Origin of the sequence: Desulfobotulus pelophilus (genome assembly GCF_026155325.1) — a bacterium.
Taxonomy (GTDB): domain Bacteria; phylum Desulfobacterota; class Desulfobacteria; order Desulfobacterales; family ASO4-4; genus Desulfobotulus; species Desulfobotulus pelophilus.
Window position 1 is genome coordinate 330,535 of the sequence record NZ_JAPFPW010000002.1, and the last position, 15,378, is coordinate 345,912.

Genomic DNA, 15,378 nt, shown 5'->3' on the forward strand with positions numbered 1-15,378 from the left:
ATGCGGCGGGAGTTTACGGCACTTTTTCTTGTTTTTATGGCGGTTTTACTTCTGGGAAGTCTTGCAAGCTTTCATCCTGAAGATCCCTCCATTATCCGATCCGTTGGAGACACTCCGGTATACAACCATTTCGGCATTGTCGGTGCATGGATTTCGGGTTTTCTCCTTGGCTGTTTTGGCGCAGGTTCTTTCTGGTTACCCGTTCTTATCGGAGAAACCACATGGAGGGTGCTGCGAAAAAAAGAGCATCCTTTTTCACCGGGGGTCAGGGCGGCGGGCGGTTTTCTTCTGATACTTGCTACCGGAGCCATTCTGTCCGGGTCTTTCGTTCCGCAGGGCCGTTTTGCGGTTAACAGTCTTGTGGGCGGGTTGCTGCGGGATCTGCTGGAGCATTACGTGAAGGAGCAGGGAGCCCTTCTGGTTCTTGCTTTTCTTTTTGTTGCTGGATTCATGGTGGCCACAGGGCTTTCTCTGGGGCGCGTGCTGGCAGGCCTTGCCAGGTTGTGGGTTTGGGGTGTGCGGCTGTTTTTTGCCGGTATACGGGCTCTTTGGCTGTGTGTTCTCCGTTTTTGCAGCCTGCTGAAAGGTCTGGTTTTATGGTTAGGACAACGATTTTCCCTCCGAAAAAATGCTCCGGTGAGCAGTGCCGGATCTCTGCCTGTTTCTGTAGTGCCGCCACCGATGCCTCCGAAGGAGGTCGGGGGGCGTAAAGAAACACCTGTTATTACCTCCCGCATGCCTGTAAAGCTGAAAAGCCGTCCATGCCCGGTGCAGGAAGAACTCCCGGTTACCCGTTCCGAGGGTGTGTTCCGGCTTCCTCCCCTGGATCTTTTGGAGAAGGTTCCGGAGAGCAGCAGCCCCGTGGATGAAGACTTTCTGCGTTCACAATCTGAAATACTTGAAAAAAAACTGGCGGACTTCGGGGTTGACGGCCGGGTTGTCACCGTAACACCGGGGCCTGTCATTACAACCTTTGAGTATAAGCCCGCACCGGGTGTAAAAATCAGTAAGGTGACAAATCTGGCCGATGATCTTGCTCTGGCACTGAAGGCCATGAGCATACGGATCATTGCGCCCATTCCGGGAAAGGCCGCCATCGGCATAGAAGTGCCCAATGCCGTGCGGGAGATGGTGCATTTCCGTGAGATCGTGGTTTCGGAGTCTTTCCGGAAGAGTAAATCGCCCTTAACCGTTTGTCTGGGTAAGGATATAGTGGGGCTTCCCGTTGCCGTTGAAATGGACCGTATGCCCCATCTCCTCATTGCCGGTGCCACAGGAGCAGGAAAAAGCGTGGGGCTGAATGTCATGATTACAAGTCTGCTTTTCAAAGCCTCTCCCGAGGAGGTAAAGCTGATCATGATAGACCCCAAGCGCATTGAGCTGTCTGTATATGATGGTATTCCCCACCTCATTACTCCGGTGGTGACAGATATGAAAAAAGCCACAGCGGCATTGTTTTGGGCCGTAAAAGAAATGGAGCGGCGCTATGAGCTCCTTGCAGGATTGAGATGCCGCAATATCGGTCAGTATAATGAAAAAGTCAGGGCTGTTCGGGAAGATCCCGGAAAATTACCGAATGAACCGGAAGAAGATTGTCTTCCTGAAAAGCTTCCTTATATTGTTATCGTAATTGATGAACTGGCTGACCTGATGATGGTGGCATCCAAGGATGTGGAGGTGGCTCTGGCACGACTTGCCCAGATGGCCAGAGCGGCGGGTATCCATATCATCCTTGCAACCCAGCGGCCTTCCGTGGATGTTCTGACAGGAATCATCAAGGCCAACTTCCCCACGCGCATGGCTTTTCAGGTTTCTTCCCGTATCGATTCCAGAACCATTCTGGATACCTCCGGGGCGGAGGCATTGCTGGGTAATGGGGATATGCTGTTCATGCCTCCGGGGACGGCCCGCTTGCAGCGTATACACGGGGCTTATATAGGAGAAGATGCTCTGATGGGAGTGATTGCATTCCTGAAGGAGCAGGGGGAGCCGGAGTATCTGTCGGAAGTTACGGAAGCCTTTGCGGGTAATGGAGATGGAGACAGTGAAGGTGGTGGCGGGGATCACGATGCCCGTTATGATGAGGCGGTGGCTCTGGTAGCCAGGAATCGTCAGGCTTCCATTTCCATGGTTCAGCGCCATCTCCGCATAGGTTACAACCGGGCGGCCAGAATCATAGAGGCCATGGAGCAGGAGGGCGTAATCGGTCCTGCTGACGGAGCTAAGCCCAGAGAGGTGCTGGTTCCTGCTTTTGACGAAATACCCTAGGTCTGCCATGGTACACCCGTGGCAATGCGGGATACGGTTGCATGAAAAACGTGCAAGGAAGGGGAGTTGTTTTTGTGTATAATACTGATCTGATTGAACGGACAAAAGGTTTTATGGACCCGGAAGAAGGGGAGCGCCTTTTTCAGCTGGCGCTGGATGCAGGGCGTATGGGACCCTGCCTTGAAATAGGCAGCTACTGCGGGAAATCAGCCCTTTACATGGGGCCGGCTTGTCAGTCACATGGGGGGATTCTCTATTCCATTGATCATCACAGGGGCAATGAAGAGCAGCAGCCTGGAGAACTCTATCATGACCCGGAGCTGGTTGACCCCCGTACCGGCCGTATGGACACTCTGTTTTTTCTGCGGAAAGTTCTGGCAGAAGCGGAACTGGAAGATACGGTGGTCCCCCTTGTTGGCGGGTCAGACCACATTGCCCGTTTCTGGCATACTCCCCTTTCCCTTGTTTTTATTGATGGGGGGCACACATTCAAGGCGGCGTATACGGATTATGTGAGCTGGTTTTCCCATGTGCAGCCCGGTGGTTTTTTAGTGGTGCATGATATTTTTGAGCGTCCGGAGGACGGGGGGCAGGCTCCCTGGTATGTTTATGAAACGGCTAAAAAATCAGGTCTTTTTGAAGAGCTGCCCCGTACAAAGTCCCTTGGGGTGCTGCGGCGTTATCGGCCGGGGGAATTGCCTCCGGATCTTCCTGAATGAGCAGGGGGCGGGATGGCCGGAGTAGGGGTGAACATGGTCTGCATTGACAGATTCTGTGTATTTTGTTAGTTTATATAAGTTTTGAAAGTAAAATCTGAATGAAGTATGAACATTCTGACAGAAACTGACTGAACTGAATATCTGACCGGAGCGGATGGATATTTTGGTGGATGTTATTTTACAGTAAACGTTCCTACAAACGGATTGAATACAGACACATGAATGCTTTTCTGCGACCTGAACTTCCTTCTGAAAGCGGCTTTCCCATTGCAAGGGCCGGATACCCGTTTATTTTGATTTCCGTTTTTGTGACGGCCATTGCTGCCCTTGCTGGGTGGGCATGGCTGACTGGATTGGGGCTTTGCGCCAGCCTTTTCTGCTTCTGGTTTTTTCGTGACCCGGATCGTCTGATTCCGGCTGATCCGGAAGCCATGGTTTCGCCTGCCGACGGGAAAGTAATTGTAGCACAAAGGGTGGATTCTCATCCTTATGGAGATGGGCCTGCATTTCAGATCAGTATTTTCATGTCTGTCTTCAATGTTCATGTGAACAGAATTCCCTTTGACGGTACTGTACGGGAGATTCGGTATCAGCCCGGGCGTTTTTTTAATGCCAGTCTTGACAAAGCGTCAAAGGATAATGAGCGGAATGCACTTCTCATAGAGACCCCGTCTTCGGTAAAATTCTGGACCGTGCAGGTGGCAGGCCTTGTGGCCCGCCGTATCATCTGCAGAGTACGGGAAGGTGATCAGGTATCAAGGGGCGTTCGTTTTGGGATTATCTGTTTTGGATCCCGCCTGGATCTGTATCTGCCCGAAGGTTTTGCGTGCTCCGTCAAAGTGGGTGAGCGTGTGTCCGCTGGCACAACAACACTGGGGAGTCTGAGATGAAAAAAACAAATGGGATGTCCCGCGCCCGGAAGGGTGTGTATGTGCTGCCTAATATGTTAACTTCCATGAATCTTTTCTGTGGCTTTTATGCCATTATCTCTGCCATCAACGGGCAGTACGAGACAGCGGCTATCTCTATTTTTGTCGCTATTGTTTTTGATATACTGGATGGCAAGGTGGCCAGGGCAACCAATACAACCAGCCGATTCGGCATAGAGTATGACTCCCTTGCCGATCTGATTTCCTTTGGTCTGGCCCCGGGTCTGCTGATTTATCTCTGGGCTTTACAGCCTATGGGAAGGTTGGGATGGCTTGCTGCTTTTCTTTTCATGATCTGCGGAGCTTTGCGCCTGGCTCGTTTCAATTCCATGGTGGACGCGACTCCCGGAAGTGATTTTTCTGGTCTTCCCATTCCCGGAGCGGCGGCCATGGCGGCCACAACGCTGCTTTTGTGTGAACGAACGCTGGTAAGTTTTGTGGAATGGCCTTTTATTCCCATGATTATGCTGTATGCGCTTTCTTTTCTCATGGTAAGTAATGTCCGTTATAGCAGTTTTAAAAAACACAGCCTTTTCAAACGGTTTAACTTCCATGTGCTGGTGGCCTGCATACTGATCTTTGTGTTCATTGCTGCCGAACCACCGGTGGCCCTTTTTCTTATTTCCCTTATCTATGTTCTTTCCGGTCCCCTTGGGATGCTGAAGGGGCATAAGGATGAACCGGTAGAAGAGGTTTTGGGAGAAGAAAAGCTGGACAGCTGATCAGAGAATAAGAGAGACAGGCAAGGATCCATTCTTCAATCCTGAAGGAATTGGGAATGGATCTTTATTTTTATAATTCTATCAGGTTCTGAGAATGGTGTATAAAAGACAGGCGGTCTGGTCCCTGCCGTCATTCGGGTGATTTTCAGGCCCGAAGAGTTTTATGGAACCTCCGGTTGGCCTTTACCAATAGTCTCTCTCTGCAAGCAGGCCGGACTTTATACCCCCTTGTTTGAAAACCGTAAGGAGTTTGCATTACCATGTCCGGAAAACTTTTGAATGTTGCCGTTGCCGGTGCAACGGGTGCCGTTGGCAATGAAATGATCCGTGGTCTTGAGTCTCGTAACTTTCCCGTTAAGTCGTTGAAACTTCTTGCTTCCAGCCGTTCCGTTGGACGGACGTTGTCATTTCGGGGGCAGGATATAGCCGTGGAAGAGCTTACAGCAGATTCGTTTACGGGCGTGGATATAGCTCTGTTTTCCGCAGGCGGTGGACCGAGCCTTGCGTTTGCCCCCCATGCGGCAGCAGCGGGGTGTGTCGTGGTGGATAATTCCAGTGCCTGGCGCATGGACCCTGATGTCCCCCTTGTGGTCCCTGAGGCCAACCCGGAGGCTGTTGCTGGCTATGTGGGTAAGGGTATTATTGCCAATCCGAATTGTTCTACCATACAGATGCTGGTGGCATTGGCGCCCATTCATCGTACATACGGGCTGAAGCGCATTGTGGTTTCAACCTATCAGGCGGTGTCTGGTACGGGTAAAAAAGCCATTGACGAACTGTCCGTACAGACACAGGCTGTTCTTGACAGGGCAGATCCGGTATGCGGAGTGTATCCCCATCGTATTGCCTTCAATTGTTTGCCCCATATTGATGTTTTTCTGGAAAATGGGTATACGAAAGAAGAGATGAAGATGGTGAACGAAACCAGAAAAATTCTTGGGGACGCCACCATCGGTATCACGGCTACAACCGTTCGTGTGCCAGTTTTTTATGGGCATTCTGAAGCTGTGAATGTCGAAACCCGTATGCCCTTTGATATGAAGGATGTCCGGAACCTGCTTCGAGCTGCACCCGGTGTGCGTGTGGTGGATGACCCTGCGGGTAATGTGTATCCCATGGCCATTGATGCGACTGGCCAGGATGATACTCTGGTGGGACGTATTCGAAGGGATGAATCCATGGAGAATGCCATGAACCTTTGGATTGTGGCGGATAATATCCGCAAAGGTGCAGCCACCAACACCATTCAGATTGCCGAAATACTGGCTGAAAAGTACCTTTGATATCTGTTCTTGTGAGAATTTTATTTTGAATAAGTACGGTTTTTACTGTGTGGGATGCCTTCCATCGTGGGATCACTGACGGAGGCGTTTCTGAAACATATGTCTTCATTCTGAAGACAGTATCGGTGAAATATCAAAGAGGATGGAACTTCTTATCCGATCATGGCAGAAGTTTCATCTTCTTTTACTTAGGCTGTTGAACAAAGAAAACAGGAGTTTTTCCATTGGAACGTATTCCCATTACCAAGGAAGGGTATGAGCACCTTAAAAAGGAGCTTGAACATCTGAAGAGTGTAGAAAGGCCCAGGAATATAGAGGCCATAGAGGTTGCCCGTGCCCATGGCGATCTTTCTGAAAATGCTGAGTACGATGCTGCCAAGGAGCGGCAGTCCTTTCTTGAAGGCCGTATTGCAGACCTCAGCTTCAAGCTGGCTAATGCCGATGTAATTGATACATCGAAGGTTACCAGAGATAAGGTGGTGTTTGGTTGCCGCATCCTTCTGGAGAATGTGGACTCCGGTGCTGAGGTGACCTATCAGCTCGTGGGTCCGGATGAATCGGATATCAGTAAGGGCAAAATCTCCGTATCCTCTCCCCTGGGCAGGGCTATCCTTGGCAAGGTCCCCGGAGATGAGGTTGTGGTGGATGCTCCCGGTGGTAAACGTTGTTATGAGCTTGTGGATATTTTATAAAACCCAGTAACAAAGGAGCCGTTCATGGCACGTGTGACCATTGAAGACTGTCTGAGTAAAGTTCCCAACCGGTTTAAGCTTGTGCATATGGCTGCTAAACGGGTACGCCAGCTGCGGGAGGGATCTGAGTATCTGGTACAGCGGGCAAAAAATGAGGATGTGGTAATGGCTTTGCGGGAGATTGCCGCGGGTCGGGTTGTCTCGGATACGGACTCCGGCAGCAAAAAGGGTGATAAATAAGCTTGCTGGAAAAAAATAAAAATTATACCAAAATCTCCAAGGCGGTAGGCAGGGCCGCTTTTCAGTATCGGATGTTTGATTCAGGAGAGCGTATAGCCGTTGGCCTTTCCGGAGGTAAAGACAGCCTTACTCTGCTCCGGGTGCTGGTGGACCGGCAGCGCATTTCGGCCATCCCGTACACGCTGCATCCCGTTTATGTGGACCCTGGTTTTGACGGCGGTTTCGATCAAGACCTGGTCCGGTGGTGCGCCGAACTGGGACTTTCCCTTACCGTAGAAAAAACGACCCATGGCCCCCTTGCCCACAGTGAGGAAAACCGTAAAAAGAGTCCCTGTTTTCTCTGCGCACTTATGCGGCGGAAGCGTCTCTTTTCCATTGCCGGAGATATGGGATGCCGGACTCTTGCTCTGGGGCATACCAAAGATGACATCATTGAAACACTTTTTATGAATATGTGTTACGCGGGTAAGATCGGTACCATGGTACCCCGCCAGGATCTTTTTAAGGGACGGTTGCGCATTATAAGGCCTCTCAGTCTGGTGGATGAGCAGCAGATTGTGAAATTGACGCGGACTTTTCCAGATCTTTTTCCCGTGTTCAGCAATCCATGCCCATCTGCGGCACATAGCAAGCGCAGGCAGATTAAGGGGTTTCTCGAAACCCTCTATCGTCAGGATAAAAAAATTAAAAACAATGTTTTCAGATCTATGGGCAATGTGCGCATGGAGTACATGCTGCAGTCTCCCCCGGAGGCAGACTGTCACAACCCGCATACGGGTGAGGATGAGGAATGAAAGATGTGCAGCGTCAGCGGGATGAGCGTAATCTGCCCATTGACAAGGTGGGTATCAAGAATCTGAAATATCCCATTACGGTTCTGGACCGTGAAAAGGGCAGGCAGCAGACCGTTGCGGATATATCCATGTATGTGGATCTGCCCCATGATGCCAAGGGCACCCATATGAGCCGCTTTGTGGAAATGCTGCATCTTTTCCGTGAGGAGGTTTCCCTTCGGTCCTTTTCAACCATTCTGCAGGAAATGCGTACCCTGCTGGAGGCAGAAAGAGCTCATATTGATGTGACCTTTCCGTATTTTATCGAAAAGAAAGCACCCGTGAGTAAAGAGCCGGGACTGATGGATTATTCCTGCACCATTTCCGGGTCCATATCCGCAGAAGGCAGAACGGATCTTCTTTCCACGGTTCGGGTACCGGTAATGTCGGTTTGTCCCTGTTCGTTAGAAATCAGCGACATTGGTGCCCATACCCAGAGGGGGATGGTGACGGTTTCTGTGCGTTTCCGGAAATTTTTCTGGATAGAGGCTCTTATTCAAAGAATTGAAGGCTGTGCTTCCAGCGATGTTTTTTCCGTGCTGAAAAGAGTGGATGAAAAAGCGGTAACGGAGCATGCTTTCCGGAATCCCAAATTTGTAGAGGATATTGTGCGGGATGTGGCCCTTTCTTTACAGGAAGATCCCAACATTACCTGGTTTTCCGTGAGTGCGGAAAATTATGAATCCATTCATAACCACAGTGCCTTTGCCCAGATTGCCAGCGAATCTCTGCAAGCTCTTTAAAGGCTTTTCTTTCCTGAAGCATGGGCGTATGGTGCAACAGTCCGGTTACCTTCGGGGTATCCGTTTTGTTGAACAGCGGGCAATTCTGTTATGCCCCCTTACAGGAGAGAAATGATGATTCGTCGTAACCCCAGTGGGGATTTGCCGCAGGTCCACCCGGAAGCCTATGTGGACAATACAGCTATCATTTGTGGCAAGGTAATCATTGAGGAAAATGTGTATGTGGGACCTTATGCGGTCATCCGAGCCGATGAAACGGATGCATCAGGCAGTCTGGATCCCATTGTCATCCGTGCCAATTCCAATATACAGGATGGCGTTGTCATCCATTCCAAGGCCGGTGCACCTGTAACCATAGGTTTTTCCACATCCATTGCCCATCGTTCGATTATTCATGGTCCCTGTACCATCGGTGACAAGGTTTTTATCGGATTCAACAGCGTTATTTTCAATTCCACAGTCGGAGACGGTTGTGTTGTCCGCCACAATGCCGTGGTGGATGGCTGTGATCTGCCACCGGAATTCTATGTTCCTTCCACCATGCAGCTGGATGCGGATTCCGACCTGGATAATATTCCAAGGGTGCATGCGGAAGCATCAGAGTTTTCGGAATCTGTTGTCTGTGCCAACCATGAACTGGTAAAGGGATACAAGGCCTTGAGCAATGAGTTTTAACATGCTGTGATCCATGGTTTGTGTCTGGTAATGATGCCTGAAAAAATCAGCTCTTTTGAAATAAAGGGGTGTTTTTTTCAGGCTTTTTTGTTTTGAACGTCCAGACGTTCGTATTTTTTTGTGCGGCTCGGTCGAGCAGCCGAAACCCTTCGGCTGTATCTGAGGGCTTCGTGCGGAAGTACCGGGTTGCATGCATGGGCGCGCTTCTGATCATGGAGGTTGACAGGAAGGTTTTTTCTATGGTTAAAAGACAAAACAATGATTCGGCCGGTCGGCCGAGCGAAAAAGCGGAGGGGCCATGACGGTTTTGGAAAGAACCAGGGGATATGCCCGCAGTGAGATTCTGGATGCGGCAACCCGTCTTTTTCTGGATAAAGGCGTAGACAAGGCTTCCTTGTCGGATATTGCTTCCGGTGCGGGTGTCAGCAAGGGGACATTGCATTACCATTTTGCATCTAAAAATGATTTGATATTTGCCATCACGGAAGCCCACATGGAGTCGATTACCGCAGAACTGTTGAGAGTTCTGGATCATCGGGGGGAGAATCCAGAAGAGCTGTTTTCTCTGCTTATGACGTCTCTCCTTGAGGCCAGAACCAGAGGGCGTCTTCATCTTCATCTGGTTGGTGAGGCCGTAGGCGATAATTCCGTATTGGGGAAAAGGATAGAAACAAGCTACCAGCGCTGGGAGGAAATGCTGTCTGCCGCATTATTACGCCTGTTTCCAGGCCACAGAGCGGCGGGAGCAGTGGCCAGCCTTATGATAGCCATCATTGACGGATTTATTATTCAGGATCTTATAAGGCAGAATGAGCTGCCGCTGTCCCTGCTGATTGAATCTTTGATGGCTATGAACAGGAGCTTTGTGGTGCAGGATATTTCGGAAGAAGAGAGTTTCCGGAAGGGGTAGATATGCAGGTGAGTCGTTACTTTACGGAGTAGGAGTCAGCCATCGGTCACTAAACCAGAGAGGAGAAAGCCGTGCCGCGAGAATATGGCCCCGTAAAACCGGGACGTAAGTGGTTGAAGGAGGGGGTTGCGCGTATTGTTTTTTTTGTTTTGGGCAGAGCATTTCAATCAGCAGCGCGCATGGATGAGGGGATACGTAGGGAAGTTGCCCAGTGGGAGGAGGGGTTTCGCCTTGCCATGAGAATTCTTCCCGATGGTCCATCCATGGGGCTGACGAAAAGAGATGGGCGTATCCGTTATGTGGGTGAAGGCTCAGTGGATGCGGATTTGGTGATCCGGTTTAAAAATATCGAAAGTGCCTTCCTTGTTTTGACGCCCCAGATGGGCTCTGCCAGAGCCTTTGCGGAGAATCGCATCGGGCTTGTGGGGGATGTGGCCCGTTCCATGTCCTTTGTGCGCTGTCTGGACCGGCTGCTGGCTTATATGTACCCGGCATTTATCTGCAACAGGCTGGTGAAACGTATGCCTCAGATCAAACGCCCCTTCCGGCGCAGGCTCTATTTGTATGTATTGGGAATTCCATTTGGTATCTGATTGAACCCACCGTAAGGAGAAAGAATCATGCTGCCTTCCAGTTTTGAGTTCCATAATCCGGTTAAAATTATTTCCGGTTACAAAGTACTGGATAATCTGCCCTATGAGCTTTCGCAGATGGGTGCTGAACGTCCCCTTATCATAACGGACAGGGGCGTTGTGGAGGCGGGTCTTGTGCGCATAGTCCGTTCTGCTTTTGACAGTTCCGGTATGACCATTGGTGCTGTTTATGATGATGTTCCTCCGGATTCGTCCGTGGATACGGTTAACGCCATAGCCGATGTGTACCGGAAAAACCAATGTGATAGCCTGGTGGCTGTGGGAGGCGGTTCTCCCATAGATACGGCCAAAGGCGTGAATATTCTGGTTTCCCATGAAAAGGGGACCTTGAAGGATTATATGGGGGCGGATCGCCTAAGTGGCCCCCTGAAACCGTTGGTTGTGGTGCCTACCACAGCCGGAACGGGGTCGGAAGTTACCCTTGTAGCTGTCATTGCGGATACCCGGGATAATGTGAAAATGGCTTTTGTCTCGCGTCATCTGATGCCGGATGTAGCCCTGCTGGATCCTAGGATGACCCTTACCATGCCGGCAAAGATTACGGCGTCAACGGGGATGGATGCTTTAAGTCATGCCATGGAGGCCTGGGTTGGTCTGCAAAAAAATCCCCTGAGTGATGCCCATGCCACGGCAGCCATTACCCTCATCCGCCACTATCTTCCCCTTGCCATTGCGGATGGAAAAGACCGCACAGCGAGGCTGGCCCTTGCCAATGCTTCCTGCATGGCCGGGGCTGCTTTTTCCAACTCCATGGTGGGAATGGTGCATGCTCTGGGACATGCTGCCGGTGCGGTCTGCCATATACCCCATGGCGTGGCCATGGGTATCTTTCTGCCCCACGGGCTCCGGTATAATCTTTTGAAAAGGGCGGATATCATCGGAGAGCTTCTTTTGCCCTTTGCGGGGGCCGATATCTATGCGGCAACACCTTCAGCCCAGAGAGCGGACCGGCTCATTGCGTTGCTGGTTGAATTTCAGCGCTTCCTGAAAGAAAAAGCGGGATTGCCTATGCGTCTGAAGGATGCGGGAGTTCGTGACGATCAGCTGGGAGCCATTGCGCTGAAAGCCATAAATGATGGCGCGCTGATGATGAACCCCGCAGAGATGGATATGGATGATGCCCGCAGGCTCCTTGCCGAAGCTTTCTGAGGCGGCTTCGGACTTTGTATTATGGGTAAACAGAACAGGCTTGTTACCCACCAGAAGGAGATTGCTATGCGTGAGAATCGGGTCGGGGGTAATGGACACCATACGGAGTGCAGAAATCCTGCAACGGATGAGGTTCTGGGGTATTCGCCTCTGCACAGTCCGGAGGAAGTGGCAGGCTTTATCCGTAAGGCGGAGGAGGTGCACTCCGAATGGTCTGCCCTTCCCCTGAAAAGAAAAATCGTAGCAATGAAAAAGATCCGCCGCTACATGGTGGATCATCTGGATGATCTGGCACTGAGCATAGCAAGGGATAATGGCAAAACGAGAATGGATGCACTGGCAACGGAGGTCTTTCCAGCCATAGCCGCTCTTGGTTATTATTGCAGAAAAGCGGCTTTTTTTCTCAAGGACCGTTCCGTTGGGCCATCTTCTTTACTTTTCTGGAACAAACGGAGCAGGATCCGGCGCCTACCCTTTGGTGTGGTGGGTGTAATTTCTCCCTGGAATTATCCTTTTGTCATTCCGTTTTCAGAAGTGGTGATGGCTCTGCTTGCGGGAAACTGTGTGGTGCTCAAGGCGGCAACGGAAACCCAGATGGCCGGGTTGGCACTGAAGGAGTGTCTGGATGCGGGGGGATTACCGGAGGGAGTTTTTTCCTATGTAAATATGGGGGGACCGGATGCTTCCCGGGCATTTCTGGAGCATGGAGTGCAGAAACTTTTTTTTACAGGATCCGTTTCCGCAGGAAAGCAGGTTGCGGAACTGGCTGCCAGAAAACTGATTCCCGTCTGTCTGGAGCTGGGCGGGAATGACGCTATGCTGGTCTGTGAGGATGCGGACCTGCATCGTGCCGCATCCGGAGCTCTGTGGGCGGGTTTTCAGAATGCGGGCCAGTCCTGTGGCGGGGTGGAACGGGTGTATGTCCATAAAGATGTCTACGCCCCGTTTCTGGAGATTCTGAAGGAAAAGACCCTGAGACTGAGAGTAGGATATGACCTTGACCATGGGGTGGATGTGGGATGCATGACGACCCTGCGTCAGGTGGAAACCGTGCAGGGGCATCTGGCGGATGCCCTGGAGAAGGGAGCCAGCGTATTCGTCCGTGCAGCATCATATTCAGGAAAGGATTCCTCCCGGTTTGTGACTCCTGTCGTACTGACGGAAGTGGATCATTCCATGAAGGTGATGCGGGAGGAGACCTTTGGTCCCGTGCTGGCCGTGATGAAGGTGCAGGATATGGATGAGGGAGTCCGGCTGGCCAATGACTCCACTTTGGGTCTGACCTGTTCCGTCTGGTCCCGCAATGGAAAGAGGGCGGAGACCCTTGCCCGGAAAATTTTTGTGGGGGTAGCCACCATCAATGACCACCTCATGAGCCACGGGTTGCCGGAAACCCCCTGGGGAGGTCCCGGGGAAACGGGGGGAGGGCGCACCCATGGTCAGCAGGGGTTTGATGAAATGACCCTGCCTTCGGTGCTGGTGCAGGACCGTTTTGCCTTTTTTGCAAGAAAGAATCTCTGGTGGTATCCCCACGGTCCTTCCGTTTATCAGGGGATTCGCGGAGCCTGTCATTTTTTTTATGGTCATGATCTCATGCAGCGCCTGAAGGGAAGCTGGGGTCTGATCCGGATTCTGCCAAGAATGCTAAAACCGTGAGGAATGAAAAACATGAAGTGTATTACAGGTACATCCAACCGGGTTCTTGAGGTGGATCTGGGAACCCGTTCCTTTTCCGTATATATCGTTTCCCGCGAAGAGCGCAGGCAATGGCTGGGCGCCAAGGGGCTTGGGCTGAAGCTTGTCTATGACCGTATGCCCATGAATGCTGACCCTCTTGGCCCTGATAATATGGTTGCCCTGATGCCGGGGGTACTGATGGGGACGGGGGCTCCCTGCTCCGGCCGTTTCCATGCGGTTACCCGGTCGCCCATGACCGGCATTATGACTTCTTCTTCCTGCGGCGGACCTTTCGGTATGCAGTTGAAGACAGCGGGCTGGGATGGCCTGCTGATCCGGGGCCAGTCATCAGATCCTGTGATTGTAAGGGTGGATTCGGAAGGGGTGGTGTTTGAAGATGCCCGGCCTTTCTGGGGTATGAATATCTCAGAAAGCCAGAAAGCGATGGTTCACGGGAAGGAATCAGCTCTGGTTATCGGCCCGGCAGGAGAAAAGGGAGTCGTTTTTGCCAATGTGGCTTCCGGGCATCGTTTTCTGGGGAGGGGAGGGATAGGCGCTGTCCTCGGAGCCAAAAAGGTGAAAGGCATTGTGGCAGAGGGGGGCAATTTTACCATTGCTCCTGCCAGTCCCAAAGCTTTTTCCAGGGTGAAGAAACGGGGAAATGCCTATATTCAGCGCAATGAAACCAGCGCGGTGGGTCTTCGCAACTATGGTACCAATATGAACCTTAATCCTGGTAATGAGGCCAATATCCTGCCGGTTCATAATTTTCAGGCTGGCCGCCATGACAGGTCTTTTGAGCTTTCCGGTGAAATGACAAAAGATATTCATGATACCCGTTACCATACGTGCAAGCCATGCACCATTCTCTGTGGTCATTCGGGTAATTATAGTGGAACACGTATGCCGGTTCCGGAATTTGAAACTACGGTCCTGTTGGGTACCAATCTGGGGCTTTTTGACAGAGAGCAGAACGTGGAATTCAACCGTATCTGTTTTGAACAGGGGATGGATACCATCAGTGCTGGCGGAATTCTGGCCTGGGTCATGGAGGCTTCGGAAAAGGGGCTGGTATCTACCGCGCTGCGCTTCGGTTCTCCGGAGGGTATTCGCGAGGCATTGATGAGTATGGCGGCAAAGGAAGGGTTCGGCGCGGAGATGGCCATGGGAACCCGTTATCTGGCCCGCCGGTATGGAGGCCGTTCCTTTGCCATGGAAGTGAAAGGGCTTGAAATGGCGGCCTATGATCCCAGGGGCTGTGTGGGGCAGGGGCTTGCCTACGCCGTTGCTAACCGGGGGGCCTGCCACCTTTCGGCCTATCTTGTGGCTCTTGAGGTGTATTTCGGGCTTCTCAACCGTCATTCTACCCGTTCCAAGGCGGAGTTTGTATGCTTTCTGGAAAATCTTACCTGTGTGATTAATTCTCTTCAAAGCTGTCAGTTTACCATGTTCGCCTATACGCTGGAGCCGCCTCTGTCAAAATATACACCGGATTTCATATTGTCCCTGCTGATGCGTTATGTGCCGAAGCTTGCCATCGGTCTGATGGATTTCAGCCTGTATACCCGCCTCTGGACATCCGTAATGGGGGAAAGGATGTCTTCTGCAGAAATACTCAAGGCCGGTGAACGCATCCATGTTCTGGAGAGGTATATGAATACATGTATGGGGATTTCCCGTCAGGATGATCGTCTGCCGGAACGGCTTTTGACGGAAGGGCGAAGAGGTGATGATAAAAAACGAACCGTTCCTCTGGAAAAAATGCTTCATGCCTACTATCGCCTCCGCGGCTATGACCGCAACGGTATTCCTGAAGGTAAGTTATTGAAGCGTCTCGGGATTAAGGCTGCGGGGTGAAAAGAAAGCTGGTTTGCGGGTAGAGAAA

15 protein-coding genes are annotated in these 15,378 nt (G+C 51.4%); all 15 read left to right on the top strand.

Annotation, left to right across the window (positions count from 1 at the left end; all coding sequences use genetic code 11):
* The gene (locus OOT00_RS03500) at window positions 1–2,268 is read left to right on the top strand and encodes a DNA translocase FtsK (protein ID WP_265423904.1); all 2,268 of its coding nucleotides are present in this window, start codon (window positions 1–3) and stop codon (window positions 2,266–2,268) included.
* A gap of 41 nt (window positions 2,269–2,309) precedes the next feature.
* Window positions 2,310–2,987, top strand: coding sequence for a class I SAM-dependent methyltransferase (locus tag OOT00_RS03505; protein ID WP_265423905.1), 678 nt, complete (start codon window positions 2,310–2,312; stop codon window positions 2,985–2,987).
* Window positions 2,988–3,205: 218 nt separating this feature from the next.
* On the top strand, window positions 3,206–3,877 hold the full coding sequence (locus OOT00_RS03510; protein ID WP_265423906.1) for a phosphatidylserine decarboxylase family protein: 672 nt from the start codon (window positions 3,206–3,208) through the stop codon (window positions 3,875–3,877).
* A complete protein-coding gene (gene pssA / locus OOT00_RS03515) occupies window positions 3,874–4,638 on the top strand; it encodes a CDP-diacylglycerol--serine O-phosphatidyltransferase (protein WP_265423907.1) in 765 nt (254 codons plus the stop codon). Before OOT00_RS03510 ends, pssA begins: the two co-directional genes overlap by 4 nt.
* 260 nt (window positions 4,639–4,898) lie before the next feature.
* Entirely contained in the window at window positions 4,899–5,921 is a 1,023-nt protein-coding gene (locus OOT00_RS03520; protein ID WP_265423908.1) for an aspartate-semialdehyde dehydrogenase, read from the top strand.
* 224 nt (window positions 5,922–6,145) lie between these two features.
* The gene (greA, locus tag OOT00_RS03525) at window positions 6,146–6,613 is read left to right on the top strand and encodes a transcription elongation factor GreA (RefSeq protein WP_265423909.1); all 468 of its coding nucleotides are present in this window, start codon (window positions 6,146–6,148) and stop codon (window positions 6,611–6,613) included.
* A 24-nt stretch (window positions 6,614–6,637) separates the two neighbouring features.
* A complete protein-coding gene (gene rpoZ / locus OOT00_RS03530) occupies window positions 6,638–6,853 on the top strand; it encodes a DNA-directed RNA polymerase subunit omega (RefSeq protein ID WP_265423910.1) in 216 nt (71 codons plus the stop codon).
* Between the two features lie 2 nt (window positions 6,854–6,855).
* Window positions 6,856–7,647 carry a tRNA lysidine(34) synthetase gene (locus OOT00_RS03535; protein ID WP_265423911.1) on the top strand — a complete coding sequence of 264 codons (792 nt, stop codon included), beginning with the start codon at window positions 6,856–6,858 and terminating at the stop codon, window positions 7,645–7,647.
* Window positions 7,644–8,429 carry a GTP cyclohydrolase FolE2 gene (gene folE2, locus OOT00_RS03540; protein WP_265423912.1) on the top strand — a complete coding sequence of 262 codons (786 nt, stop codon included), beginning with the start codon at window positions 7,644–7,646 and terminating at the stop codon, window positions 8,427–8,429. The genes OOT00_RS03535 and folE2 overlap by 4 nt, the downstream gene beginning before the upstream one ends.
* Window positions 8,430–8,540: 111 nt before the next feature.
* The gene (locus OOT00_RS03545; RefSeq protein ID WP_265423913.1) at window positions 8,541–9,104 is read left to right on the top strand and encodes a gamma carbonic anhydrase family protein; all 564 of its coding nucleotides are present in this window, start codon (window positions 8,541–8,543) and stop codon (window positions 9,102–9,104) included.
* A 298-nt stretch (window positions 9,105–9,402) separates the two neighbouring features.
* Window positions 9,403–10,014 carry a TetR/AcrR family transcriptional regulator gene (locus OOT00_RS03550; protein WP_265423914.1) on the top strand — a complete coding sequence of 204 codons (612 nt, stop codon included), beginning with the start codon at window positions 9,403–9,405 and terminating at the stop codon, window positions 10,012–10,014.
* A 71-nt stretch (window positions 10,015–10,085) separates the two neighbouring features.
* The gene (locus tag OOT00_RS03555; RefSeq protein ID WP_265423915.1) at window positions 10,086–10,607 is read left to right on the top strand and encodes a hypothetical protein; all 522 of its coding nucleotides are present in this window, start codon (window positions 10,086–10,088) and stop codon (window positions 10,605–10,607) included.
* 27 nt (window positions 10,608–10,634) lie between these two features.
* Complete coding sequence (locus OOT00_RS03560; RefSeq protein ID WP_265423916.1) at window positions 10,635–11,816, top strand: iron-containing alcohol dehydrogenase; 1,182 nt, start codon at window positions 10,635–10,637, stop codon at window positions 11,814–11,816.
* Window positions 11,817–11,882: 66 nt separating this feature from the next.
* Window positions 11,883–13,472 carry an aldehyde dehydrogenase family protein gene (locus OOT00_RS03565; protein WP_265423917.1) on the top strand — a complete coding sequence of 530 codons (1,590 nt, stop codon included), beginning with the start codon at window positions 11,883–11,885 and terminating at the stop codon, window positions 13,470–13,472.
* A gap of 12 nt (window positions 13,473–13,484) precedes the next feature.
* A complete protein-coding gene (locus OOT00_RS03570) occupies window positions 13,485–15,350 on the top strand; it encodes an aldehyde ferredoxin oxidoreductase family protein (RefSeq protein WP_265423918.1) in 1,866 nt (621 codons plus the stop codon).
* Window positions 15,351–15,378: the final 28 nt, after the last annotated feature.